Annotated in this window: 31 protein-coding genes and 1 tRNA gene; 23 read left to right on the top strand and 9 right to left on the bottom strand. The window is 68.6% G+C overall.

The genetic code is table 11. The annotated features are described in order from the left end of the window. Positions 1-467 precede the first annotated feature (467 nt). Positions 468-1670: an acyl-CoA dehydrogenase family protein gene (locus tag M3M55_RS16315; protein ID WP_256469020.1), complete on the top strand. Its 1203-nt coding sequence runs from the start codon at positions 468-470 to the stop codon at positions 1668-1670. Continuing rightward, entirely contained in the window at positions 1670-2959 is a 1290-nt protein-coding gene (locus tag M3M55_RS16310; RefSeq protein ID WP_249010563.1) for an acetyl-CoA carboxylase biotin carboxylase subunit family protein, read from the top strand. The genes M3M55_RS16315 and M3M55_RS16310 overlap by 1 nt, the downstream gene beginning before the upstream one ends. A gap of 409 nt (positions 2960-3368) precedes the next feature. Here M3M55_RS16310 and M3M55_RS16305 read toward each other — a convergent pair whose 3' ends face one another. The 6 genes from M3M55_RS16305 to M3M55_RS16280 all read right to left on the bottom strand — a co-directional run bounded on the left by M3M55_RS16305 (position 3369) and on the right by M3M55_RS16280 (position 7553). Then, positions 3369-3752, bottom strand: a complete 384-nt coding sequence (locus M3M55_RS16305) for a type II toxin-antitoxin system death-on-curing family toxin (RefSeq protein ID WP_249010562.1) — start codon at positions 3750-3752, stop codon at positions 3369-3371. Continuing rightward, positions 3749-3952 carry a hypothetical protein gene (locus M3M55_RS16300; RefSeq protein ID WP_249010561.1) on the bottom strand — a complete coding sequence of 68 codons (204 nt, stop codon included), beginning with the start codon at positions 3950-3952 and terminating at the stop codon, positions 3749-3751. Before M3M55_RS16300 ends, M3M55_RS16305 begins: the two co-directional genes overlap by 4 nt. An 870-nt stretch (positions 3953-4822) precedes the next feature. Next, complete coding sequence (locus tag M3M55_RS16295; RefSeq protein WP_249010560.1) at positions 4823-5464, bottom strand: hypothetical protein; 642 nt, start codon at positions 5462-5464, stop codon at positions 4823-4825. A gap of 615 nt (positions 5465-6079) precedes the next feature. Next, positions 6080-6172: transfer RNA gene (locus M3M55_RS16290), tRNA-Ser, on the bottom strand. Positions 6173-6207: 35 nt separating this feature from the next. Next, complete coding sequence (locus M3M55_RS16285) at positions 6208-7404, bottom strand: tyrosine-type recombinase/integrase (RefSeq protein WP_249010559.1); 1197 nt, start codon at positions 7402-7404, stop codon at positions 6208-6210. Between the two features lie 11 nt (positions 7405-7415). Next, positions 7416-7553, bottom strand: coding sequence for a hypothetical protein (locus tag M3M55_RS16280; RefSeq protein WP_249010558.1), 138 nt, complete (start codon positions 7551-7553; stop codon positions 7416-7418). Positions 7554-7796: 243 nt separating this feature from the next. On the opposite strand from M3M55_RS16280, the gene M3M55_RS16275 reads away from it, so the two are divergent. After that, positions 7797-9068 (top strand): helix-turn-helix domain-containing protein, encoded by a 1272-nt coding sequence (locus tag M3M55_RS16275; protein ID WP_249010557.1) that lies wholly within the window; start codon positions 7797-7799, stop codon positions 9066-9068. Continuing rightward, a complete protein-coding gene (locus M3M55_RS16270) occupies positions 9068-9610 on the top strand; it encodes a flavoprotein (RefSeq protein WP_249010556.1) in 543 nt (180 codons plus the stop codon). The genes M3M55_RS16275 and M3M55_RS16270 overlap by 1 nt, the downstream gene beginning before the upstream one ends. A gap of 236 nt (positions 9611-9846) precedes the next feature. Here M3M55_RS16270 and M3M55_RS16265 read toward each other — a convergent pair whose 3' ends face one another. Together M3M55_RS16265 and M3M55_RS16260 are read right to left on the bottom strand one after the other, a co-directional pair. Further along, the gene (locus tag M3M55_RS16265) at positions 9847-10278 is read right to left on the bottom strand and encodes a hemerythrin domain-containing protein (RefSeq protein ID WP_249010555.1); all 432 of its coding nucleotides are present in this window, start codon (positions 10276-10278) and stop codon (positions 9847-9849) included. Beyond that, positions 10278-10895 carry a cupredoxin domain-containing protein gene (locus M3M55_RS16260; RefSeq protein ID WP_249010554.1) on the bottom strand — a complete coding sequence of 206 codons (618 nt, stop codon included), beginning with the start codon at positions 10893-10895 and terminating at the stop codon, positions 10278-10280. The genes M3M55_RS16265 and M3M55_RS16260 overlap by 1 nt, the downstream gene beginning before the upstream one ends. 174 nt (positions 10896-11069) lie before the next feature. On the opposite strand from M3M55_RS16260, the gene M3M55_RS16255 reads away from it, so the two are divergent. The 17 genes from M3M55_RS16255 to M3M55_RS17690 all read left to right on the top strand — a co-directional run bounded on the left by M3M55_RS16255 (position 11070) and on the right by M3M55_RS17690 (position 23070). Then, complete coding sequence (locus M3M55_RS16255; protein WP_249010553.1) at positions 11070-11273, top strand: heavy-metal-associated domain-containing protein; 204 nt, start codon at positions 11070-11072, stop codon at positions 11271-11273. Then, positions 11273-13477 carry a heavy metal translocating P-type ATPase gene (locus M3M55_RS16250; RefSeq protein ID WP_371878712.1) on the top strand — a complete coding sequence of 735 codons (2205 nt, stop codon included), beginning with the start codon at positions 11273-11275 and terminating at the stop codon, positions 13475-13477. The genes M3M55_RS16255 and M3M55_RS16250 overlap by 1 nt, the downstream gene beginning before the upstream one ends. Continuing rightward, entirely contained in the window at positions 13474-13785 is a 312-nt protein-coding gene (locus tag M3M55_RS16245) for a metal-sensitive transcriptional regulator (protein WP_249010551.1), read from the top strand. Before M3M55_RS16250 ends, M3M55_RS16245 begins: the two co-directional genes overlap by 4 nt. Before the next feature lie 35 nt (positions 13786-13820). After that, positions 13821-15020 (top strand): permease, encoded by a 1200-nt coding sequence (locus M3M55_RS16240; protein ID WP_249010550.1) that lies wholly within the window; start codon positions 13821-13823, stop codon positions 15018-15020. A gap of 110 nt (positions 15021-15130) precedes the next feature. Continuing rightward, complete coding sequence (locus M3M55_RS16235; RefSeq protein ID WP_249010549.1) at positions 15131-15490, top strand: metalloregulator ArsR/SmtB family transcription factor; 360 nt, start codon at positions 15131-15133, stop codon at positions 15488-15490. A 122-nt stretch (positions 15491-15612) separates the two neighbouring features. Continuing rightward, entirely contained in the window at positions 15613-16212 is a 600-nt protein-coding gene (locus tag M3M55_RS16230; protein WP_249010548.1) for a cation transporter, read from the top strand. Between the two features lie 111 nt (positions 16213-16323). Continuing rightward, positions 16324-16509 (top strand): hypothetical protein, encoded by a 186-nt coding sequence (locus M3M55_RS16225; protein WP_249010547.1) that lies wholly within the window; start codon positions 16324-16326, stop codon positions 16507-16509. Beyond that, on the top strand, positions 16481-16837 hold the full coding sequence (locus M3M55_RS16220) for a flavoprotein (protein WP_249010546.1): 357 nt from the start codon (positions 16481-16483) through the stop codon (positions 16835-16837). Before M3M55_RS16225 ends, M3M55_RS16220 begins: the two co-directional genes overlap by 29 nt. Before the next feature lie 153 nt (positions 16838-16990). Then, positions 16991-17278 carry a hypothetical protein gene (locus M3M55_RS16215; RefSeq protein ID WP_249010545.1) on the top strand — a complete coding sequence of 96 codons (288 nt, stop codon included), beginning with the start codon at positions 16991-16993 and terminating at the stop codon, positions 17276-17278. Positions 17279-17367: 89 nt separating this feature from the next. Beyond that, positions 17368-17667, top strand: a complete 300-nt coding sequence (locus M3M55_RS16210) for a hypothetical protein (protein ID WP_249010544.1) — start codon at positions 17368-17370, stop codon at positions 17665-17667. A 33-nt stretch (positions 17668-17700) separates the two neighbouring features. After that, positions 17701-18123, top strand: coding sequence for a MerR family transcriptional regulator (locus M3M55_RS16205; RefSeq protein WP_249010543.1), 423 nt, complete (start codon positions 17701-17703; stop codon positions 18121-18123). Next, positions 18113-18745: an organomercurial lyase MerB gene (merB, locus tag M3M55_RS16200; RefSeq protein WP_249010542.1), complete on the top strand. Its 633-nt coding sequence runs from the start codon at positions 18113-18115 to the stop codon at positions 18743-18745. The genes M3M55_RS16205 and merB overlap by 11 nt, the downstream gene beginning before the upstream one ends. A 149-nt stretch (positions 18746-18894) precedes the next feature. Continuing rightward, entirely contained in the window at positions 18895-19068 is a 174-nt protein-coding gene (locus M3M55_RS16195) for a hypothetical protein (RefSeq protein WP_249010541.1), read from the top strand. 89 nt (positions 19069-19157) lie between these two features. Beyond that, positions 19158-19544 (top strand): hypothetical protein, encoded by a 387-nt coding sequence (locus M3M55_RS16190; protein ID WP_249010540.1) that lies wholly within the window; start codon positions 19158-19160, stop codon positions 19542-19544. A gap of 84 nt (positions 19545-19628) precedes the next feature. Beyond that, positions 19629-20573 carry an aminoglycoside phosphotransferase family protein gene (locus M3M55_RS16185; RefSeq protein ID WP_249010539.1) on the top strand — a complete coding sequence of 315 codons (945 nt, stop codon included), beginning with the start codon at positions 19629-19631 and terminating at the stop codon, positions 20571-20573. A 784-nt stretch (positions 20574-21357) separates the two neighbouring features. Beyond that, positions 21358-22776, top strand: a complete 1419-nt coding sequence (locus tag M3M55_RS16180; RefSeq protein WP_249010538.1) for an NAD(P)/FAD-dependent oxidoreductase — start codon at positions 21358-21360, stop codon at positions 22774-22776. A gap of 66 nt (positions 22777-22842) precedes the next feature. Further along, positions 22843-23070, top strand: coding sequence for an anti-sigma factor (locus M3M55_RS17690; protein ID WP_371878711.1), 228 nt, complete (start codon positions 22843-22845; stop codon positions 23068-23070). Here M3M55_RS17690 and M3M55_RS16175 read toward each other — a convergent pair. Continuing rightward, the gene (locus M3M55_RS16175) at positions 23063-23620 is read right to left on the bottom strand and encodes an RNA polymerase sigma factor (RefSeq protein WP_249010537.1); all 558 of its coding nucleotides are present in this window, start codon (positions 23618-23620) and stop codon (positions 23063-23065) included. The two genes, M3M55_RS17690 and M3M55_RS16175, sit on opposite strands and share 8 nt — an antisense overlap. Positions 23621-23673: 53 nt before the next feature. Between M3M55_RS16175 and M3M55_RS16170 the strand changes: the two genes are divergently transcribed. Both M3M55_RS16170 and nrtS read left to right on the top strand, forming a co-directional pair. Beyond that, positions 23674-24000, top strand: a complete 327-nt coding sequence (locus M3M55_RS16170) for a hypothetical protein (RefSeq protein WP_249010536.1) — start codon at positions 23674-23676, stop codon at positions 23998-24000. Next, positions 23984-24247 carry a nitrate/nitrite transporter NrtS gene (gene nrtS, locus M3M55_RS16165; protein ID WP_249010535.1) on the top strand — a complete coding sequence of 88 codons (264 nt, stop codon included), beginning with the start codon at positions 23984-23986 and terminating at the stop codon, positions 24245-24247. Before M3M55_RS16170 ends, nrtS begins: the two co-directional genes overlap by 17 nt. The last annotated feature ends 7 nt before the right edge of the window (positions 24248-24254 follow it).

Below are 24254 nucleotides of genomic sequence, written 5' to 3'. Positions count from 1 at the left end.
GGAGGGGGTTCGGCCGCGGGGGTCCGTATCCATGGCCGGCCGCGCCGGCCGGCAGAACCCGCGGCTGCCCGCCGCGGCGCCCGCGCCGGCGTCGTCCGCCCTGTCGCCACGGTCCCGACCGCCACATCGGGAACGGACTCGGTGGCCGCCCCACCTGAGCGCGCGACGGTCTGCAAACGGACGGAGGCTCGTCAACCCCCACCGCCTCGTTTACCATGCCTTGAGGACCGGGACGTTCACCGCGGGAAATTCTTCAAGCTGCATCAGCGGCTGCCCGTTCAGTAGTTGCCCTCGGGGCGCTTCGGTCGTCCGGCCGCCCGCCCGATCGCGGGGACGAATGCCCCCACGTCGATGACCGTTCGCGCACCCCGCTCCCGCACAGACAGAGTGATTCCGGCTCCCTCGAAAATGGCGTACGGTCGACGGCGGGCTGCCGCACCGCGGCGCCCGGTCGTGAACGGATCGTCTTGCTAGACGCGGGACCCATCCCCTCGGGCTCGACGGGAGACGGACCGGACGACCACGCGCTCGTGGCAGCGGCCCGTCGGATCGGCGTTGACGTCGCCGCTGTCCATGCCGACGACGTCGACCATCACGGCCGGTTTCCCGTGGAGGCGATCGCCGCGGTGCGCGCCGCCGGCCTCTTGGGAGCGCTGCTTCCCGTTCAGCACGGTGGCGCCGAGGCGACGCTCGCTGAGGTCGCCCAGGCGGTCACCGCGCTTGCCGAGCACTGTGCGGCGACCGCCCTGACCGTGGCCATGCACAGCATCCAGGTGGCCTGCATCGCCCGCCACGGACACCCCGTCCTGCTTGAACGCGTCGCTCCCGGGCTTGTCGCCGGTGAACTGCTGCTGGCGAACGCGAACAGTGAGGTCGGTCTCAACGGGGAGCGCCGGACGAGCATCTGCGCGCTGGAACCGACGGCGGACGGCTTTCGGCTCACCAAGCAGGCGTCGACGGTCTCCTACGGTGAGCACGCCGACGGGGTTCTGGCTACTGCCCGGCGCCACCCGGACAGCCCCGCCGCTGACCAGGTGATGGCAGTCTGCCTTCCACCGACGATGTCTCTGGAACCCTGCGGGGAATGGGACACGCTGGGCCTGCGCGGGACCTGCAGCCGCCCGGCGCTCCTGTCCGCCACGATCGAGCCGGAGTTCGTCATCGACAACTACGCGGACGTGTTCGTGCAGACGTCCCTGCCTGTCAGCGCGATTCTGCTCAGCTCCGTCTGGTTGGGTCTAGCCGAGGGCGCCGCCAGCAGGGCCCACGCCGCCGTCCGCGACCAGGCGCGCGCCGCGCGCCGCGCCGACCCTGACGCTCCCGCTCCGACCAGCGCGTTGAGGCTCGCGGAGGCGACGGTCTGCCTGCATCAGATCCGCTCGATGGTTGCTCATGGTGCGGCCGAGTACGAGCGTTGCAAGGACGGACCGGAGGTTGCCACGCTCCGGTTCGCGTCGATGATGGACAGCGTCAAGATCGCCACCTCGACGCTGGCTCCCGACGTCGTGCGCCGCGCGATGGCGATCTGTGGCCTGGCCGGCTACGGGAACGCGTCGCCGCGCAGCCTCGCGCGGATCTCCAGGGATATCGCGGCGGCACCGCTGATGGTCGGCAACGACCGCGCCCTGCTCGCATCCGCCCAGGCCCTGCTCATCCGCAAGGAGTTGTGATGGCGCGCCGGATCGCCGTCGTTCACGATCCGCGATCGTTCTTTCCGCTCGATCTCAGGGCCGGGTTCGGTGATGCCGCTGAGATCCTCTGGGTTCTGCCCGACGGTCGCTTTGACTCCATCGCCGAGCGCGTTGTCGCCCGGTTCGGCCCTACCGTCAGGATCGCGCCGGAGGACCCGGGTGCGGCGGCGGCCGCCGTCGCCGCTCACGCGCCGCAGGGGATCGTCACCTTCGTTGATGACCACCTGGTGTTGACGGCGGAGATCGCCGCACGGCTGGGACTTCCCTTCCATACCGTCGAGGTCGCTCGGACGCTTCAGGACAAGCGGTTACAGCGTCAGGCGCTGCGTCAAGCCGGGGTGCCGGGGCCGGACTTCATCACGTTGGACCCGGGTCTCGACCCTCGGGCGGTGGCCGACCTCACCGATGGATTGAGCTATCCGGCCGTCTACAAGCCGGCGCGGGGAAGCGGCAGCCGAGGGCTGCTCGCCCTGAGCGGCCCGTCCGACTTGATCGCCGCCTACGAGCCTGCTTCGGGAGCGGTGGTCGAGGCGTTCCTGCCCGACGATTCCTGCGGCGATCCCCGGTTCGCCAGCTACCTGTCCGTCGAATCGGCCGTCAGCGCCGGCCAGGTCAGCCACCTTGCGCTCACCGGCCGCTTTCCGCTGGCCGAACCGTTCCGGGAGACCGGGAACTTCACGCCGGTACCGATCGGCGACGATCTGCGGCGGGAGCTCGTGGCGTTGACCGATGCGGCGATCGCCGCCCTGGGGATCCGGACCGCGATGCTCCACACTGAGATCAAGCTGACCCCGGCGGGGCCGATGCTGATCGAGGTCAACGGGCGGCTGGGTGGCCGTCCCCCGTACGTGCTGCAACGCGCGGCCAACGTCAACCTGTTTCGGATGGCCTGCGCAGTCGCGTTCGGTGAGCGCTGTGCGACCGCTGAGTTCGTTCCCTGCCATGGCGTCGCCTACTACCGGATGCTGCAGGCCCCCTGCTGGGCGGGCCGCGTCAGCGCCGTGCATGGGGTGGGGGCGCTCACGGGGCCCCATGTCGACTCGGTGGCGCTCAACCGGGCGCCGGGGGCCGCTGTCGACTGGCGCGAGGGCACCGACGGGAAGGTCCTGACGATCAGCGGCTGGGTGCCCGATCACGTCACGCTCGCGCAGGTGATCGATTGGATCGACCGAACCGTGGAGTTCGAGTTCGACCCGTGCCCGGACGGTGACGGGGCCCCCGAGCCGGCTCGCGTGTCGGTTTCCGACGCGATCCGCCAAGGCACGTGATCAGATTGATCTGAAGAGATTCGGGCTGTGACGCGGTTGATCGCCACTGGCGCCGCGCCGCGCTTCTCTGACGTGCTGCACAGGGGCTCCGGCGGAGAGAAGATCGAGACCTCGCGCAGCGGCGTCTCGGGGGCACCGTGATCTCGCCCGCCCCAAGGGAAGCTGATATCTGCAGCCCGCTTCCGTGAGCTGATTGCCGCCGCACCGATGCCGGACGCTGAGTTCGACTGCGACGCTGAGTTCGACTGCGACGGTGAGTTCGACTGCGACGGTGAGGCCATCCGGGGCCGTCGTGGGCCCCGAGGAGCCGTGCCCAGCTTGATCGATACGCGGTACCACTTCCCGCGCGTTGCCGGGCACAAGGGTGTCCCGCTTGAGATGCTCGTTGCTTGGCGAGAGCAGGTCTGGGTTACGAGGCCCAGGGCTCCGAGCCTGCCTGGAGCACCGCGGCGATGTCTGCGACGTCCTCGCGCGCGCCGGTCGCGACACTGATGACCAAGTCGTAGGCCTCATCGTTGCTGAACGTGAGGCGGATGCCGTTCATGCCGAGAAATGCGATGGTCGCCGTCAGCGCGATCCGCTTGTTGCCGTCGACCAGCGCATGGTTACGGGCGAGTGAGTGCAGCAGCGCGGCTGCCTTCTGATGAATGTCGGTGTAGGCGTCCTCGCCGAACGCGGATGCCTGTGGACGTGCAAGCGCCGATTCGAGCAATCCGTAGTCGCGGACCGCTGGCTCGCCGTCGAGCGTTCGGCCGGCCACGTAGAGGAGCGACTCGAGGTCGAGGAAGATCACTCGCCGAGGCGCCGCAGCGCCTCGGCGTAGCGAGGCAGCTCCTGATCCAGGATCCCGTCCAACAACTCACGCCGGCTCGTGCGGTCGATGTACTCGCGCACGGCGGTCCTGGCGACGTCTTGCATCGAGCGTCCCTCGCGGCTAGCGCGGAGCCTCAACGCGTCAGTCTCATCGTCGGTCAGTCGCAGAGTCATCGCCATCCGCCGATGGTATCACTACTGATACCGAAATTGCTCTGGTTGGTGGCGCGCCAGGATCGTCTCGAGCGAAGCGAGAACGCAGCTGAGACCCGGGAGGCACCCGAGCTCCAGCCAGCCTGAGACACCAACGACAACACGCACGCGACAGCGTCGCTGGCGGTGAACGGATCCGCTCTGGCCAGTGCGTCGACGGGGTCGTTCACGGCACGGGCAACCCGGCGTCGGGACATGGTCGCGCCTACCCGGTGCCGTGTCCGCGATGACCGATCAGCTGCCTGACGTCCTCGCGGGGACAACCATGCTGATATGAGGGGCGTGGCCGGTATGGGTTACGAACGTCCTGGTGGCACTTGGTGAGCCGACCGTAACCTCAAGTGTGTAGCGGCCGGGAAAGCCCGTCGCGGCCGTGAAGCGGACAACGGAAGCCCGACGGGGCATCGTGAGTGCTCCAGACTGATCAACAACATGGTGGCTGCCGAAGAACGTCCAGCGCACGATGTAGCGGCCACCTTCATGGTACCGGGTCGAACCGCAACGCAGGGTGACGAGGACTCCACTGCACAGGGCGTCACCACAGCCCCCGCCGGGGGCTTGAGCACCACACCCGGTAAGGCCAAAGGCGCCAGCAACGAGTGCCAACCAGGTCGGCAGCACACGAGCGAGTCTCATCAGAACCCATCAAGATAGGTGTTGACCGAGCCTGTCGTGACAACACCCTTGCCACGCCTGCAATGCGGCCATCAGGCGGGTCCACGATTGCATTCACTTCAGCCCGGGTCAGGCGCTGCGCCACTCCGATGGCGAGGATGTGATGCGGGGATCGAGTGTCGGAGGGTTGGTGCTTTCGCGGTTTGGTGTGACGGCGGATGGTCAGCCGGTTTGGCGGACGGTGTGTCCGGCGGTGTGGATGGTGGTTTTGGGGGTGCCGGCGATGGTGGCGTGTACGGGGTGGGGTTGGGCTGGGCGTTGGAGTGGAAGCCAGCCGCGTCCAGTGGCGGTGATGATCAGGGTGCCGGTCGGTGCGCCGAGGAACGTCAGGTCTGTTCCGGCGCCGCTGAAGACGTTCAGCTCGAGCGGGGCGAGGTCTGTGGTGATCGTGTGGACGTCGCCGACGAGTCCGATCTCTGAGATGCCGAGGAACTCGCTGGGGTTGAACGGGTCATGGCGGCCGTTTTCGCCGTGGCCGTGGTGGGCGATCAGTTCGACGATGTTGTCGACGGGGTCGTGGAAGTAGATCGCGTCGGCGTTCCAGGCGTCGAAGTGGACCGGGTCGGTGAGGGTGTGGACGCGCTGGCGCGCCCAGTTGGTGGCGGCGGTGAACCGGTCGCCGGGGAGTTGGATGGCGAAGTGGTAGAAGGGCGTGCCGGTGTGGGGTTCAAAGGCGAGGGTGCTGTGGCCGATCTCGTGGGCCGCCTCGGCGGTTGAGCTGAGGCCGAGTGTGCTGGCGTAGAAGTGCGTGACCGCCCGCCGGCTGGATGCCGGCACCTGCAGTTGCACACGGAGAAGGTCCATCCTCTGTTCATCCTATGCGGGTGCGCGCAGAAGGGAGGAGGCCTCCGGGGCGGCTCTTGACCGGCAGGCGGCCGGTCCGTGGTGTGTGCTCGGCGCCGGGGTGCGCACGGGCGGTCGCGTTCGCGCCAGACGAGCGCACCGCAGCCAGGGCGCGTGCCACGAGCCGCTCGGCTGATCCCGCGGTCCGAACGCGAACGTTCGATCGATGCCAACGCCCACCGCAACCTCGGCGACCTCTGACGGGCACGGCGATGAGCACAGCGAGAACACGTGCGGCCAGCGGCATCGAGGTCCGCCATCGTCGGAACTGTCCTGCTCGGGACGGTGGGCTCTGTAGCTGCTCCCCGGGCTACCGGGCGACCATCTGGAGCGCGCGGGACGGAAAGCTCATCCGCCGCTCCTTCCGCACAGAGGCGGAAGCGAAGCTCTGGCGTGAGGATGCCCGGGTGGATCTGCGCCGTGGCGCGCTGGTCGCGCCCAAGCCCATCACCGTCGAGCAGATCCGCCCTCGAGCGGTGGTGAGCGGTCCCGAGCGACGAACCGCCCGACCGCCACGCCCACCCCCGGCCGGCGCATCATCCCTGCGCAGGGGAGCATTCGGTTGGGCAACAGCGGAGAGGGGGGGATTCGAACCCCCGATGGACTGAAAGCCCATACCGGTTTTCGAGACCGGGATGTTCGGCCAGAAACCCCTATGAACACTGGATCTTTAGGTCCGAGGGAATGAAAAAGGGAATGAAACCTCATCGAGCTGCACGCTCCGCCTGGTGCGCGGTCAGGTACGCCGCGAACGTATCGCGCGCCTTGAGGATGTCCTCCGGCAGCGCGTGGGTGTACCGCGCGAGGGTGATCTGCGCCGCGCCGGCTTGGCGTTCAGGTGTCGCGTGGCCCATCAAAACCGACGCGATCTTAGGCGGCACCCCGGCAGCATCCAGCCATGTGGCGGCGGAGTGGCGGGCCTCCTGTAGTGAGATCGGCTCGAGCTTGCTGGCCGCCCAGATCAGCTTGACGCGCTTGGTCAACCAGCCGGTGTTGAGCATCCCGGTGCTCGCCCACTCGGCATGGGGAGGACAGACGAGACCCTCCTTCGGTCGCCCCTGTTCGAGGTATGCGCGCTTCAGCAAGGTATGCAGCTGCGGGACGAGCGGCACGACGCGGCGTGAGGCGTCGTACTTGCGGGCCTCCCATTCGACGCCCCACTCGAGCGCGCCGGTCTTCAGGTCGACCTCGGTCCAACGCAAGCGAATGATCTGCGCGCGGCGACCCATCCCGTAGCCGGCCAGCGCGTAGGGGAGGGCATCCTTGGTGTCGAGGGCCGCGAGGAGCCGCTCAAACTCATGCGGGGTCGCGATCCGCTCAACCGGGTTGGCGTTCATCGCCGGCAGTCGGACCAGCGCGGCCGGATCGTGCATCGCAAGATCGCGGTCCTGCGCCCAGCGGTACAACGAGCGCAGCCCATTGACGATCGAACGGATGCGGCTGCCGGACATGTGTGGCGTCAGTTCATCGACGATCTTCTGCACGTCACCGCGGCTGATCGTGGAGAGCCGTTTCGTCCCGAGCGTCGGCTCTATGTGGACCCGCAAGACCTCTTCGACGTTGTCGATCGCCCGCGGCTTGTACCGCAGCCCGCGCTTGTTCAGTGCGCGGCCCTCGCGCGCGGACTTCACGAACCGCTCGCGCGCCTCAGCCAGGCGGATGCCGCCGCTCTCGGGCAGTTGCCCGGTCTGGAGCGCGCGGATGAGGTCGTCGCGAGCGCTGCGGGCGGCGGCGATCGACTGCTGCCGCCGCGTCTTGACGTATCGCTTGCGATCGCGGTCGTAGACGGACGCGAAGTAGCTGGGGCTGCAACTGCACCTGCCGCCGCTCTCCGTCCTGCAGCCGACCTTGTGACGCGCGTAGACGCCGGGATAGCGAGTTCTGATGTCGCGGTCGGGCATCTCCACATCGTCTACCACTTGTCGAGTGCGCTTGAGATGTTCGCGTCCGTCCAGCGTTCGAGCTCGGCCACCGGGTAGAGGCGCAGCTGGCCGGAATGGATGCAGCGGAGCTGCGGCTGGACGTGGCGCTGGAAGTGCCGCAGCGACATGCCGAGCGCCGCGGCGGCGTCTTTGCGACTGAGCGCCAGCGTTGGCGTGGAGCTCGCGGCGGGCCGTCCGCGATGGTCCGTGCTGGATTGGGGTCGCTCGGCGCCGCCCATCAAGGGACCAGTTGACCATGGACGGCCTGAGCGTAGGTGTCGACATGGCGGCGATGCATCCCGTATGCATGACTTGCATACGGGATGGCGGCCCGTCGGGGCGGGGGTTAGCCTTCAATAGCGATCGTCGAGATGGTCGAGGCGTGGTGTCAATCACCGGCAGTCCTCGAGGCTGTCCAGCAGGGCGACACCGGAACGGTGATCCGGCTGGCTCGGCGCGCCAAAGGGGAGACTCAACGCCAGACCGGGGACGCCTGTGGATACAGCCAGTCGGAGATCTCACGCATCGAGAATGGCCGTGCTCGCCTCTACGACATACGCACGCTGGGTCGCCTGGCCGAGCACCTCGACATCCCACCAAACCTGCTCGGCTTGGCGGACGACGACGTGAGGCGCCGGGACTTCCTCAGGGAGGCGGCCGCCGGAGCAGCGGGAGCGATGCTTTCGGTTGACCTGGCTGGTTGGGGAGGCCTGCGCCTTCGCGGAGCTACCCCGACCGAGCCACCAACGCTCGCTGGGCTTGACGAGCGCATCGCTCGCGCACACGCGAGCTACCAACGCGGCGAATACCAGCGCGTCGCCGACGTACTGCCATCCCTGATCGGCCCGACGACGGACGGGATGGTTCTGGCAGAGGATGAACGGAGCCGGCGGCGGGCCCTCGCCGCCCAGGGCTGGACGTTCGTCCTCGCCGCCAAGGTCGCGACGAAGCTCCGCCAGACACCGACCGCTCGACTGGCGGCGGATCGCGCCGTCACGGCCGCGGCGTTCAGCGGCTCCTCTGCGCTGCGCGGTGCGGCGACATATCAGCTCGCATGCGCACTCGAGGCGGCCGGCGAACCCGCGCACGCGGAACAGGTGGCGGCCATCGGCGCCGAGCATCTGGCCGATGCCAGCCGCCGCGACCCTACCGTGCTGTCGGTGCGAGGTGCGCTCTTACTGATCGCGGCGATCACTGCGTCGGCACAGGGCGACGCTGCCTCGTCCAGCCGCTACCTCGCCGAGGCCCAGCACCTCGCCGATGACCTCGGCACGGACCGCAATCACGCCTGGACGGGGTTCGGCCCCACGAACGTGCGCACTCATGCGCTCGCCGCGGCCGTGCGTCTGGACCAGCCGGACCGGGCGGTTGAGATCGCCGACCAGATCGAAACCGATCGCTTCCCGCCCGGGCTCGTCGGCCGGCGGTGTCAGGTCCACCTCGACGCCGCGCTCGCCCACGCTCGCCAGGGACGCGACGCAGAGGCCGTCGACCGACTTCTGCGCGCCGAACGCATCGGACCCCAGGTTCTGCGCGTCAACCTTCCGGCGCAGCGACTGATCGGTGACCTGCTGCAGCGCGGCCAGCGATCCGCGGTGCCCGGTCTGCGCCTTCTGGCTCCCTACGCTACGTCGGTCGCCTGATGACGGCCGGACCCGCGCGACCGGCGGTCCTCTACTGGATCTTGTGCGCTGCGCCGCCGGCGCTGGCGTGGGAGGAGCCGCTGCGACAGCTCCAGGAGGACGGGTGGGACGTCTATGCGGTCCCCACCGAGACGACGGCTTCGTGGCTTGACATGGACCATTTGGCGCAGGCCACCGGCCACCAGGTGCGAGTTCGGCCTCGGAGGCCCGATGAGGCCGACGAACTGCCGACAGCCGATGCGCTGCTTGTCGCGCCGGCGACGTTCAACACGCTGAACAAGTGGGCGGCTGGGATCAACGATTCCCTCGCCTTGGGGCTGCTCAACGAGATGCTGGGGCTCGGGGTGCCGATCGTGGTGGCGACGTATTGCAAGGCGGCGCTTGCAGCCCACCCGGCTCACCCGACGAATCTGGCTTTGCTGCGACGGGCTGGCGCGGTGGTGCTCGAAGGGGAGGAGTCGATCACCGTCACGGATGGCGGCTTCTCCTGGAGGCCTGTCCGCGCGGCGCTCGGGCAAGTCCAACCATCTGGCGACTCCTGAACACTCGCGCAGAAGATGCCAGGTCCCTCCTTCGGCGCCCGACGCTGGAGGACGCCTTCGTCTGGCACATCGGGTGGGGCGAACCGGATCGTCGGGCAGTGGCTCAGCCACCTGTGAAGGTTAGGTCGCTGGTCGCTGGCTGGTCGGAAGGCGAACGATGAATGTGGCGCCGTGGCCGATGCCGTCGCTGTGGGCGGTGACCGTGCGGAAGCTGTGAACCGAGTCGTCTAGGTCGGCTATGTCCCGGCTTCGAGCTGCATTCCGAGCTGCTCGAGCGATGCGGCGTCCAGCGACTGCTCGATGTACGGGAACAGCTCGCGCTCCTCGAGCTGCACATGCGCACGCAGGCGGGCACCGAGCGACGCCGTCAGCTCGACTGTCGGCTGCAGGCGCCCCTGCCTGAGCGCTCCGGCCGTTTCACGCAGGTGCTCGTGGTCGGCACGCATGCGCTCCGCCAGGAGGCGCGCCCGTTCGCCCGGTGGAAGCGTCGGGAGCAGGAGCGATTCCTCGAGCGCGAAGTGCCTGGCCTCGTGGTCGGCGATGAAGTCCGCGAACAGCATCGCTGATGAGTAACAGGTTCCCTCGCCGGCGCGGGTGAGCGCGCTCGCGACGACGAGTGCGTGGTGGTGGTCGCGTGACAGAGGCGCGAGCGCGGCGCTTCGCTTCATCAGGCCCGTACGGTCACATGGCCACGCATGTACCCGTCATGCACCATCGCCCAGGAGTCGCATGGCAGCGCACACCACCAGGCATAGCTCCCGGTGGTCGCGGGTGCCGTGAACGCGAAGGTCGTCTTGCTGGGTGAGCTCTCCGAGCCGGCGGGGATCGTCGCGTCCACGCCGAGCGCGGATGAGGTGAACGAGTGCGGCATATCGTCGTAGTTGTAGACGGTGACCGTAACCCTGCGGCGCGCCTGCACGGTGAAGTCGGCCGGCAGGAAGGCGTCGTGCCAGTTGCCGTCGGACCCGCGAAGAGCGTGCTCGGCATCCGAGCGCACGACCAGCGTCAGCGCCTGCGATCCGCGCGCCTTCGCCGCGCCGGAGCCCGAACGACTCCCAATCGACGCTCCCGTACCGCCCATCATGCCGTAGCCGCCCCCGGGTCCCATCCCGGAGCCCCCGGACCCCATCATCCCGTAGCCGTATCCCGCGGGTCCGCCCGCGGCCGCGCCGTAGGGGGTCTGACGAGCGTTGCCGAAGACCGCTGAGACCGCGACTCCGGCGAGCGCGAGGATCAGGATCGTGGCGCCCGCAGCGCCAATGACAACCCTACGTGAACGTTGCATTGGTCGATCGTGACGAGGCTGCGGACTGCCTGCCTCCGTGCTCGCCTGCGACGAAATAGCGGGAACGCCGCAGCACGCAGCGAGGCAGATCACGGTGTGAGCGGCGACCCCCCGGGCGATACTGCCCTAGGGTATGCGCTATACCCTGTTGGGGTACCTTTGAAAGGAGAAACCATGGCCGAGACGATCACCTACAGCGTCCCCGGGATGACCTGCAACCACTGCAAGGCGGCGGTGACGGAAGAGCTTTCCGGCGTCTCCGGGGTGGAGTTGGTCGCCGTCGACCTCGACACCAAGCTCGTGGAGGTCAGCGGTCAGAAGCTCGACGAAGGCGCCTTGCGCGCAGCGATCGTCGAGGCGGGCTACGAGGCGGCGTGATGTCGGTCTCGACCGAGCCGGCCCCCGTCGAGGCCCGGGACCGGCCGTCCGGGCAGGTGGAGCTGGCGATCGAGGGTATGACCTGCGCGTCGTGCGCGACGCGGATCGAGAAGCGCCTGAACAGGCTGGATGGCGTGAGCGCATCAGTGAACTTCGCCTCAGAGCACGCTGCCGTCAGCTTCGACGCCAGCAATCTGTCCGTTGCCGATCTGATCGGCGCCGTCGAGGCGGCCGGCTACCACGCCTCACTTCCCCAGGAAGCCACGCAGCAGGATGACCCTGCCCGCATCTGGCTGATCAGGCTGCTCATCGCCGCCGCGCTCTCGGTGCCGCTGGCGTTGCTCGCATGGGCGACGCCGCTGCAGTTCTCGGGTTGGCGGTGGGTGTCGCTGGCACTCGCAACCCCGGTCGTTGCATACGGCGGCTGGCCGTTTCACCGTGCCGCCGCGTTGAATGCCAGGCATCTGGTGGCGACGATGGACACGTTGATATCGGTCGGCACGCTCGCGGCCTGGATCTGGTCGGTGGTGGTGCTGGTGACGGGCCTGCACGAGGGCATCTACTTCGATGCGGCCGCCCTGATCACCGCCCTGATCCTGCTGGGCCGCTACTTCGAGGCGCGTGCTAAGCGCCGCTCGGGGGAGGCGATCCGCAAGCTGCTCGAGCTCGGCGCCAAGGAGGCGCGTGTCCTGCGCGACGGGCAGGAGGTGCTCGTGCCGGTCGAGCAGCTGCAGGTCGGTGAGCTGTTCGTCGTGCGCCCGGGTGAAAAGGTAGCCACCGACGGGATCGTCGAGAGTGGCTCCTCCGCCGTCGACGCATCGATGCTGACCGGTGAGTCTGTCCCGGTCGAGGTGGCCGCCGGCGATCAGGTCGCCGGCGCGACGATCAACACCTCCGGCAGGCTCGTCGTGCGCGCGACCAGAGTCGGGGCGCAGACCGCACTCGCGCAGATCGCACGGCTTGTGAGTGACGCGCAGGCCGGCAAGGCGCCGGTGCAGCGACTCGCGGACCGGGTCTCAGCGGTCTTCGTCCCGGTCGTGATCGCGGTCTCGCTGCTGACGCTCGCCGGCTGGCTGGCGTTCGCGGCCAGCGCCGCCGCCGCTTTCACAGCGGCTGTGGCGGTGATCGTGATCGCCTGTCCCTGCGCCCTCGGCCTGGCCACGCCGACGGCTCTGATGGTCGGCACCGGACGGGGCGCGCAGCTCGGGATCGTGATCAAGGGCCCGGAGATCCTCGAGCGCACGCGCCAGGTCACCACGATCGTGCTCGACAAGACAGGCACAGTGACCGAGGGCAGGATGGCCGTCAGCGCAGCACTGGCCGCTCCCGGCACCGAGCAGACCGAGCTGATCCGCCTCGCAGCGGGTGCCGAGGACGCCAGCGAGCACCCGATCGCCCGCGCGATCGCGGAATACGGCCGCGCGCAGCTGGGCGCGCTCCCCGAGGCGGAGGGCTTCGCCAACCAAGCCGGGCTCGGTGTCCAGGCGGTGGTCGACGGCCACGCCGTCTTGGTCGGCCGCCCAGCCTTCCTCGCCGAGTGGAGCGTCAAGCTGCCCGACGACCTCAATGCACAGGCCCAGCGGCTCGAGGAGCAAGGCAACACGGTCGTCGTGGTCGCCTGGGACGGCGCCGCCCGCGGGGTGGTCGCCGTCGCCGATCAGGTCAAGGCCAGCAGCGCGCAGGCGATCGCTGAATTCAAGGCACTGGGTCTGCAGCCCGTGCTGCTGACCGGTGACAACGAGCGTGCCGCCCGCGCGGTGGCCGATCAGGTCGGCATCGAGCGTGTGCTCGCCGGTGTGCTGCCCGACCAGAAGGCGGCCGAGGTCACACGGCTGCAGCAGCAGGGAGAGGTCGTGGCGATGATCGGCGACGGTGTCAACGACGCGCCCGCGCTCGCCCAGGCCGACCTCGGCCTGGCGATCGGAACCGGTACCGACGTTGCGATCGAGGCCTCGGATCTCACGCTCGTCTCGGGCGACCTGCGCGCCGCCGCGGACGCGATCCGGCTGGCGCGCCGCACCCTGACGACGATCAAGCGCAATCTGTTCTGGGCATTCGGCTACAACGTCGCCGCCGTCCCGTTGGCGGTCGCTGGCCTGCTGGACCCGATCATCGCCGCCGGTGCGATGTCCTTCTCGAGCGTGTTCGTGGTCAGCAACTCGCTGCGGCTACGCCGTTTCCAATCCCGAAGGGAGACCCTGTGACGGACATAGCCACGACGCCAACCTACGGCTACACGGCTGAGAAGGAGGCGCTCGCCAAGCGGCTGCACCGCATCGAGGGGCAGGTCCGCGGAATCGAGAAGATGGTCAACGACGACCGCTACTGCATCGACATCATCACCCAGATCTCGGCGATCACCACCGCGCTGGAGTCCGTCGCTTTCAAGATTCTCGACCAGCACGTCAACCACTGCGTGGCCGGAGCACTGGCATCTGGCGACGAAGAGGTCGCCGCTGAGAAGAGCCGCGAGCTGCTCGACGCCGTCCACCGCTTCACCCGCAGCCGCTAGCGGTCACACCAAGTGAGCAACAGGGCGCCCGAACGATGAGCACGCCGCGGTTCGCAACGACACTGATCTCGCACGTCGGGGACGCGCTGTCGTTCTCGTTCGGGATGTTCTGGGAGATCCTCTGGGCGCTGATCCTCGGCTTCGCGCTCTCCGCTGCCGTGCAGGCGGTCGTCAGCAAACGCCAGATGCGAGAGCTGCTGCCCGACGACTCGCCGAGGACGCTCGCGATCGCCTCTGGCCTGGGGGCAGCTTCATCCTCCTGCTCCTACGCCTCGGTCGCGCTCGCGCGATCTCTCTTCCGCCGCGGCGCCGACTTCACCTCCGCGATGGCGTTCCAGTTCGCCTCGACCAACCTCGTAGTCGAGCTCGGGATCATCCTCGCGGTCCTGATCGGCTGGCAGTTCACCGCCGGCGAGTTCCTCGGCGGACCGATCATGATCGCGCTGATGGCGCTGCTCTTCCGGCGCTTCCTGAAGCCCTCGATCGTGCAGGCGGCACGCTCAGAGGCCAACCGCGGCGTCCTCGGCCGCATGGAGGGCCATGCCGAGATGGACATGAGCGTCGGCGACAGCGGCACGATCTGGCAGCGGCTGCGCTCGGCGGACGGCTTCACGGCGACCAGCAACTACTTCGTCATGGACTGGGGAGCCGTGTGGATGGACATCTTCGGCGGCCTGCTGATCGCCGGCGCGCTCGCCGCATGGGTCCCCGACTCGTTCTGGCGCGGCCTGTTCCTCCAGCACCACGGCGTCCTCTCCACGATCTGGGGCCCGCTGATCGGACCGCTGGTCGCGATCATCTCGTTCGTCTGCTCGGTCGGCAATGTGCCGCTCGCCGCCGTGCTCTGGAACGGTGGCATCAGCTTCGGGGGCGTGCTGGCGTTCATCTTCGCCGACCTGATCATCCTCCCGATCCTCAACATCTACCGCAAGTACTACGGCCGCCACGTAGCCGCCTTCCTGCTCATCACCTTCTACGCCACGATGGCCGCCGCCGGCCTGATCGTCGACCTGATCTTCAACGCCGCCGGCCTGGTCCCCACCGGCGCACGCCATGCCAAGGTGATCCAGGCGAGCGTGACGCTCGACTACACCACGGTGCTAAACGTCCTCTTCCTGACGCTCGCAGCGATCCTGGTCGCCCGCTACTTCCGCATAGGCGGCGGGCTCCCAATGCTGAGGATGATGAACAAGCCGATGGGCAAGCACGCTCACGGCTCACCCCACGCGGCCTGACTCCGACGCCACCGGCCCACTGGCCGTGGCCCCACCGCGCCCGTGGGCGCTGGTCGACCCGTGCAGCGCAACCGCTACACGCACGTTCGCACGGACGTTAGAATGAGCGTGTGGATAAGGACACGTGCGAGCTGCTGTGCATGGACCTCCCGCGCGCGGAAGCGCTGCGCCGTTCCCGCCGGCCGATCGCCGAGCTTGAGCTGGCCGCTCGGGTCGCGAAGGCGCTGGCCGACCCGACCCGGCTGGCGGTCGCGCTGGCCTTACGTGATGGCGGCGAGTTGTGCGTCTGCGATCTGGCGTGGGTGTGTGAGCGCTCGGACAAGCTCGTCTCCCACCACGCCCGTCTGCTGCGCGCCGCCGGGCTCCTCGTCTCCCGCCGGGAAGGCAAGATGGTCTTCTATTCGCTGACCTCGCGCGGCGAGCGGCTGCTTGACGCGATCACCGTCGCGGACGCGAAGGCCGCGCGGTGAGTCCGCCGACGGCGCCGGCCGCGCTCCCGGCGGTACCCGTAGAACCCGGGCCGGGACGCGATCACGGATGGGTGCGCTCCGCGCGGCAGGCGAAGCTGCTGGCATGGGCGAGCCTCTTCTGGATGACGCTCGAGGGCGCGCTCGGCCTGCTCGCAGGAATCGACGCCAACTCGATCAGCGTGCTGACCTGGGCAGCGTCATCGGCGGTCGAAGGGCTCGCCTCAGCGATCGTGATCTGGCGCTTCACCGGCCGCCGCAAGCTCTCAGAGCACGCCGAGAGCCGCGCGCAACGGTTGGTCGCCGCGAGCTTCTTCCTGCTCACTCCGTACTTCCTCTACGAGGCGGTCGACCGGCTGATCAACGGCACCCGCGCCAACGCCGCGCCGTTCGCGATCGCGCTGACCGCCTCAAGCATCCTGCTGATGCCGTTGCTGGGGTCCGCAAAGCTGCGACTCGGGCGGCGGCTTGACTCGGGCGCGACCGCAGGAGAAGGGATCCAGAACCTGCTGTGCGCCGCGCAGGCGCTTGCCGCGTTGGTCGCCGTGATCGCCGCCGGTGCCGGTGTCGCCTGGATTGACCCGCTCGCGGCCCTAGCGATCGCCGCCGTCGCGGCTAGAGAGGGCCTGGAGTTGTGGCGCGGCGAGGAGTGCGACTGCCACGCGGTCCCGGGGCTGGACGCTCGGGCTGACGGCTGCAATGACGACTGCTGCGCCGGTTCGTAGAGACCTCGCTGTTCACGATCCGACCTCACAGGTACGCACAGCCGCCGCTCCCACAGGCCTCCGCGAACGCGGACACCACATGGCTGGCGGCCGCACTCGCCGAACGCTCTGATGCGCGTCGAGATCATCGCGAGCGCGCTCGTGCGCTCCCTCGCGCCGCTCTCAGACGCAGCGCGCATGCTCACCGACACTACCGCCATCGGCCCAGCCCTGATCGCCGGGCAGCTGGTCGGCTGGCTGGCGGCCCACGGCGCGACCGCGCGACCAGGTGCGAGTTCGGCCTCGGAGGCCCGATGAGGCCGACGAACTGCCGACAGCCGATGCGCTGCTTGTCGCGCCGGCGACGTTCAACACGCTGAACAAGTGGGCGGCTGGGATCAACGATTCCCTCGCCTTGGGGCTGCTCAACGAGATGCTGGGGCTCGGGGTGCCGATCGTGGTGGCGACGTATTGCAAGGCGGCGCTTGCAGCCCACCCGGCTCACCCGACGAATCTGGCTTTGCTGCGACGGGCTGGCGCGGTGGTGCTCGAAGGGGAGGAGTCGATCACCGTCACGGATGGCGGCTTCTCCTGGAGGCCTGTCCGCGCGGCGCTCGGGCAAGTCCAACCATCTGGCGGCTCCTGAACACTCGTGCGCAGGATTCCAGGCGCTTCCGGGAGATGTGCCAGGCGGATTCCATTTCCGACGATCGACCGCGCACCTCGGCGGATGCACAGTGTGCTTCGAGGCGCCAGGCAGGGACGGATCTCTGCGTTGGCGAGGTCGTAGACTCGGTGGATGGAGAGCGAGCCGCTCGGATGGGTGCAGTTCTCGGTGATCGAGGCGGTCCATCGTGGCGCGCTTCGCTCCCGGCAGACGGCGCGGCAGGTCGTCGCTCTGAGGCCGGAGCCGGCGGGTGACGCGTTGCTGCACGAGGCTCTGCGCCGTTGTGAGCACGCCGGCCTGGTTCGTAGCGCGCGTGACCGTTCAGGGCGCGGGTACGAGGTGACGCCAGCGGGTCGCGCGCGGCTGCGCGCCGAGCGACGGTTTCGCGCCGCGCTGCTCGGCGTGCTGCTGCGGAGTTGAGGCGGCCCGGAACGGTCGGGGAGCGACCGGCCAGACGCGCACGCTTGCGATATCGCGTCCCGGCAGGGGTCGCGTAGCCTGAGAGCACGATGCTGACGCTGTTCGGTGCGTGTGCGGTGACGTTCATGATGGCGATGTACGCGCTCGAGCGCCGCGGACGGCGGTTCGTGCTGGCGTTCGCGGGTGGCTGCGTGCTGTCGAGCAGCTACGGATTTCTCGCAGGGACTTGGCCGTTCGGGATCATCGAGGCGATCTGGGCTGCCGTCGCGGTCAAGCGCTTCCTGGAGCTCCGTCCACCGGCCGCTGACAGCGAGCCGCCGTTCAGCGCGACGATGGCGTCGAAGGCCTCGACCCGACCGCGTTCGGCCGGCGCGGCCGATAGCCCTTGACTCGGTACCCAGGTACAGGGTTAGGCTGCGTTGATGCGCAGCTCCGAGCTCGCCGAACGGGCCGGCGTCAACGTCCAAACTCTCCGCTATTACGAGCGCCGGGGTCTGCTGCCGGAGCCCGAGCGACTCGACTCGGGCTACCGTGCCTACGGCCCTGACGCCGTTCAGATCGTGCGGTTTGTACGCCGTGCGCAGAAGCTCGGGTTCAGCCTCGAGGAGATCGACACGTTGCTGGAGCTCTCAGCGGGAGGGCCGGCGAGCTGCGAGGCCGCGCGCGAGCTTGCGGGCGCCAAGGTCGCCGAGCTTGATCAGAAGCTCGCGAGCATCACCACTATGCGCGACTCGCTGCTGCGATTGATCGACACCTGCGCCCTGCCCCGCGACCGCCGCGAATGCCCGCTGCTGCACGCAATCGAAACCGAAGACCAGCCTGGAGGTACTAACGATGACTGTTGAGACGCACCACGACGAGGTCGCCAGCTTCGGATCCGAGCTGCCCGGGTTTGACGTTGTTCCCCACCTGGTTCGTGCGATCGCCAAGGGCGCGCCTGTCTCGATCCAGGAGCTTGCCGACACCGCGTCACTGCCGGTCGGCGACGTCGAGCGGATGCTGCGGGATCAGCCGGGGACCGATTGGGACGAGCACGGGCGGCTCGTGGGGTTCGGCCTGACGCTGCGGCCGACCGCCCATCGGTACAGCGTCGCGGGCCGTGTCCTGTACACGTTTTGCGCTACCGACACGCTGCTGTTCACACATATTCTGGGAGAGCCAGCGGTCGCGGAGTCGAACTGCCCGACGACCTCGATCCCGATTCGGATCGAGCTGACCCCGAGCGCAGTGGCGTCCATCGACCCGCCGGCGGCTGTCGTCTCGCAACTGTTCAACCCCTCCCTGATCACGGACCTCAGGCGCAACGTCTGCGATCACGGGCATTTCTTCGCCTCTGACGGGGCCGCTAGTGACTGGGTCAGCGAGCACCCGGACGGACGTGTTCTCGCGGTCGCTGATGCGTTCGAGCAATCCCGCCGCGACATCGAGCAGCTGGGCTGGCTGCCACAACCGGCGAGGGCAAGATGAGCGGCGCGCCCCCAGCGCTCCTCGAGAGCGACGATCCGGGCCAGACCGCGCCTCCCGTTCAAATCCGGCTGCTTCACGTGCCGGACTGCCCGCTCGTGGAACGGGTCAGAGCCACACTCAGACACAGTCTCTCTAACACGGATGTCCGAGTGACGATCGAAGAGGTCGAAGGGCCATACCCCTCGCCGACGCTTCTGGTCGGCGGCATCGACGTCACCGGCCGAACCCCTGCAGCAGGACCGTCCTGCCGTCTGGACCTACCCACCGAGGAGCAGATCGTCGCCGCGCTCGCAGCCGCCTCGATCCCTGAGCAAGCACGATGACCAGGCCAGCCACACAGCCTGCGGGCCGCGCCAGCGGACGGTCGCGAGGAGTCTTCTGTTCACCGCCGCGCCTGAGCGCGGACACCGGCGTGAAGCGCTTGATTGACCGGGTGCTGCCGACCGGCGCTTGGCGCTGCGCGTTCTTCATCGTGATCGCCGTCGGCATTAGCGCCGCCGGCCAGCTGCCGACCACACCCGGCCTCGTCCTCGGCGCCGCGACCACCCTCGTCGCGAGCGGCTATTGCCTGCTGAACTTCTGGCGCTGCCGAGAGGCGCACTGCATCATCAGCGGCACCGGGTGGGCCGCGCTCGGTCTCTTCGAGACCGCAGAGCTCGCCGTCGGCCACAGCCTCATCCACCGAAACGAAGGGGCCGTGTTCATCGCGATACTCGTCATCGCAGCCGCTTTCGAGGCGTACTGGCGAACACGACACGGCACCAACGCCGTCAGAGCCACCGGCAGCTACCAGAGCTGACAGACACCAGCCGAGTCGGGGTCTGGTGTCGCGATTGGGAACGGCGCTGACGGCCCTGGCGGGGTGGCGCGTATCGTCAGAAGCGTGCTCCCGCCGCTACCTGACCGGCTGCGAACCCAGTTCCTTGGCCTCATCGGTGAAGGGATCGGTCCGTGGATTGACGGCCTGCCGGACCTGGTCGCCCGACTGTGTCGCGATTGGGACGTTGAGCTGCAAGCGACGCTCGACGACGGATGGAGCGCCTATGTCGCATCCGGGGTACGCCACGGTCAGCCGGTTGTGTTCAAGGTCGTCCCACAGGCCGCCGAGGGTCGCGCTGAGATCGCCGGGCTGCTCGCGCGCGACGGTCGCGCCGTACCGACCCTGCTCTGCCACGACCTCACGGCGCCGGCACTGCTCCTGCGCCACGTGCCAGGACGCGCCCCCACGCAGGGCGAGCTCAGCGCTCGCGGGGTCGCCGGGCTGCTGAGCCGCCTTCACCTGCACGTCGAGCGACCGCCCGCGCACGCGCCGCAACTCATCGACCGCCTGGCGGCGCACTGGCAGTCACGTCTCACTGCTAACCGTCCCCTCCCGAGCCCGCTGCCGGACCGCCTGGTCGCGGACGCCGCGGCCAGCGTCGAGCGGCTGTGCGGGTCGTGGCCTCGACCAGTGCTCGTGCACGGCGACTTCGAGGCGCGCAACATCCTGCGCTCAGATGACGACCTGATCGCGATCGACAGCCCGGCGGCGGTCGGTGACCCGGGCTACGACGCCGCCTGTTGGATCCTCTCCGAGCATGACGGCAATCCCGACGCGCTCCGTCACCGGACAACGGAACTCGCCGACGCCCTCGACTATCCGACGCAGCGCATCTGGCAGTGGGCGTGGCCGCTGGCCGTGGACGAGCTCCTGGACAAGCTCGACCAGCCGGGATGGTCGCAGCAGAGCATCCACGACGCGCTCACACTCGCGCGGACTGTCGCACCCACCACCGTGCTGGACTGCCATAGCGCCCCGCCCGCGGAGCTGCTCGTCTCGCGCACCTAACCTGCGATCCGAATCGCCTGCCCGCCCGTGGCCGAAAACGGCGGCCCTGCCGCTGCGATGGCGCTCGCGATAGCGTTCTTGGCAACCCGATAGCGAGCCGTCGCGCGCCGAGAACACGACTGCGATTGCGCGGGATGCCACGCTCGGACGCTCGGACTTGGGCGGATGCGTAAGCGCCACCAACGGGGACGCTACGGCCATTTACCTAGGCAGCGCAGCGGCACGTCGCGCCTAGCGTCTCGGCCCTGCTGGCCGCGCTGAGCAGGTGCGACCGGAACCGCAGCCTCAGACCTGCTCCCAGAATTTGCGGGTCTCCGGGTCTGTCCGGCAACTGCCTGTGACGCACGCCCTGGTTTCGTGAAAACGCGCGACTCCAAGTCGACGGTCGCGACGACGACCTGCCCGATGACGGCGCCGGTTGCGCTGCTGAGGAGGAGGGAACTGGCCGGCGGTCGTGAGGCTCTTGCTTTCGTGCGGCGGCGAGACTCGTCGCCGGCGGTTTGTTCCAGAGCGCCAGCGCGGCTGGCGTGGCGCGGATCTTCTGCTGCGGCTCGCTCGTGACCTGCTGGGATGTTGCAGGTACCGGCCCCATGCGTGCCCGACTTCCGCGCGCAAACGAGGGACGTTCAACGATCGCGACAGGATTGCGCGTCGCGTCGCGAATGTAGCTACGGCTGCAGGGTCGGCGCGCGCGGCGTGAATCCTCGGGCGCCTGTGGCCTGTCATAGGGGTACAGCGCCGACTTGTCGGGTGGCGCGTAGCAACTTCGATAGAGGACGGCGGGATGGAACGTGAATTCGATGTGGTGGTGATCGGCGCCGGGCCGGCGGGGGAGGTGCTCGCTGGCCGCTTGGCGGAGCGCGGAGGTAAGCGGGTTGCGATTGTGGAGCGGGAGCTGGTCGGCGGCGAGTGCTCGTTCTACGCGTGCATGCCGTCGAAGGCGCTGTTGCGACCGGGCGAGTTGCTGCGCGAGGTCGCTCGCGTTCCGGGTGCGGCTGAGGCGGTTACGGGATCGCTTGACGCAGGGGCTGTTCTCGCCCGACGTGATCAGATCGTCAACAATCTAAGCGACTCCGAGCAGGTGCCGTGGCTCACGGCTCGCGGCATCGAGCTGGTGCGAGGCAACGCCCGGCTCGACGGCGAGCGCCGCGTCCGTGTCGGCGAGGACGTGTTGATCGCGCGTGACGCGGTGGTCATTGCGGTCGGCACCGCCGCTCTGATCCCGCCGATCCCCGGGCTGGCAGACGTGGACGCGTGGTCGAACCGTGAGATCACGACCGCCAAGGAGGTCCCGGGGCGGTTGATCGTGCTCGGTGGCGGTGTGGTCGGTGTCGAGATGGCGCAGGCGTGGGCGTCGCTCGGGTCGCAGGTCACGGTGATCGAGGCGCTTGATCGGTTGGTGGGGCGCGAGGAGCCGTTCGCCGGCGAGCTGTTGCGCGACTCCCTGGAGAGCCTGGGGGTTCGGGTCCTGACGGGCGTACGAGTGAGTGCTGCGAGCCGTAGCGGCGAGGAGGTAACTGTTGCGCTCGAGAATGGCGGGGCCGTGAGTGGTGACCAGCTTGTGGTCGCGATCGGCCGCCGGCCGCTGACTGAGGATCTTGGGCTTGAAACGGTTGGCCTCGCTCCGCGTGGGTACGTCGATGTTGATGATCACCTTTGCGTGATTGGCGTGCCGGGCCTGTACGCGGTTGGTGATGTCAACGGCCGCTCGCTGTTGACGCACTCGGGCAAGTACCAGGCGCGGATCGCCGCCGACCACATCCTGGGCATGCCCGCAGCGGCGAGGACTGATGGGCCGGGTGCGCCGCGGGTCGTGTTCACCGATCCGCAGATCGCGGCGGTGGGACTCACGCTCGAGGCCGCGGAGCAGGCGGGCATCGCTGCGCAGGCGTTCGACCTACCGACCGGTGGGACCGCCGGCGCCAGTTTCTATGGCCGCGATGCGGCCGGGACGACCCGGTTCGTCGTCGATCGCGACCGCGAGGTGCTTGTGGGCGCGACCTTCGTCGGTGCCGAGGTAGCCGATTTCCTTCAGGCCGCTACGATCGCGATCGTCGCTGCGGTGCCGCTGTCGATGCTGGCGCATGCGATCGCCCCGTTCCCGACCCGTAGTGAGCTGTGGCTCAAGTTTCTCGAGGCCTATGAGGCCGAGCGGGAAATCTCACTGCATGCGACGCGGGCGCTGGTTGCAGTCGGGCGCTGAGCGGATCGGGGTGCCCACGCGCGAGAATCTTTGGATCCTTTCCTCGCAATCGAGCGTCGAACAGTCATGACGATCAACCCCATGGCGCGCCACCGCGCCCGCTGCCGGGAGACCCGGGCACAGATGTCCGACTATCTCGACGGCGATCTTGCCCCGGAGGCCGTTAGGCGCCTGGAGCGCCACACGTCTTGGTGCCCGAACTGCGGCAGGATGCTTAGGAACCTTCGTAGGACCGTCGGCGGCCTGCAGGCGTTGCGGGATGTCGAGCCAACGGACATGCCGCCGGTCAGCTGACGTAGCCGCTGGCGAACCAGTCGTCGAGCGCGGCCCGTAGCGCCTGTCGCCCGCGGTGAACGCGGCTCTTGAGCGCGCGCTCTCCTATCCCAAGGGTCTCGGCTGCCTCGGCGGTTGAGAGGCCTTCGACATCCCGCAGCACGACCGCGGTGCGGTAGTCGACCGGGAGCGCTGCCAGCGCCGCGTCGACGGCGGCGAGAAACTCGCGGGACTCGAACACCTGATCAGGGCGGTTTCCCCACGCTGGGATCCGCTCGCCGATCTGGTCGTCGAGCTCGAGTGTCTGGGGTCGCGACGGTCGCACCGCGTTGTATGCCTCGTTGATCCCGATCCGGGTCAGCCAGGTGCAGAACCGCGAGCGCCCCTCGAACCTCGCGAGGTTCAGCCAGCCGCGGGTCATCGCCTCCTGGAGCGCGTCGTCGGTCTTGTCGGCGTCACGGGTGATCCGCCACAGGACGCCGCGCAGGCGTGCAAGGCAGGGCTCGGTCAGCCGAGCGAAGGCGCGCTGGTCGCCCTGCCGTGCCTGCGCGACAAGCTGTGGCTCATCCACGGGCGTCATTCTTGCGCCGAATCCTTCGCCGCGGTTTCGTGGTCCAATGAGGCATGAAGATCGAGCTTCTCTACTTCGAAGGCTGCCCGAGCTACCAGGCGTTCCTGCCCCGGCTGAGGGAGCTTCTCACTAGCGCCGGGGTCGCTGACGCGGTGCAGCTGCACAGGATCGAATCTGACGCGGACGCGACCGCCGCGCGGTTCCTTGGGTCGCCGACCGTGCGGGTGGACGGCGTCGACGTTGAGCCGGGCGCCGACCAGCGTGATGATTTCGGGATGAAGTGCCGGCTCTACCGGACACCCGACGGACTCAGCGGCACCCCCGCCGAGCAGTGGGTGATCGACGCGCTGGCGACCGGTCCCGATGACGCTGCGGCCTAACGCCGACCATCGTCTCGGCGGCCGCGGGGTAGCTGTGTGGGACGCCATCGTGTTCTGCGCGCGATCGGGCAATCTGCGGCGGACGGTGCGGATTGCGTTGGTGGTCGGTGTCGTGCTGACCGTGATCAACCAGAGCGGCGCGTTCACGTCAGGGCACATCACAGTCGCGACCTGGATCCGTTCGGGCCTCAACTTCGTTGTACCGTTCCTCGTCTCAAACGCTGGCCTGCTGAGTGGCCGCCGATGAAGGACGC

The organism is Conexibacter sp. DBS9H8, from assembly GCF_023330685.1.
Taxonomy (GTDB): domain Bacteria; phylum Actinomycetota; class Thermoleophilia; order Solirubrobacterales; family Solirubrobacteraceae; genus Palsa-465.
The sequence above is the reverse complement of the archived record's forward strand: the minus strand, read 5'-3'. Positions and strand labels throughout refer to the sequence as shown.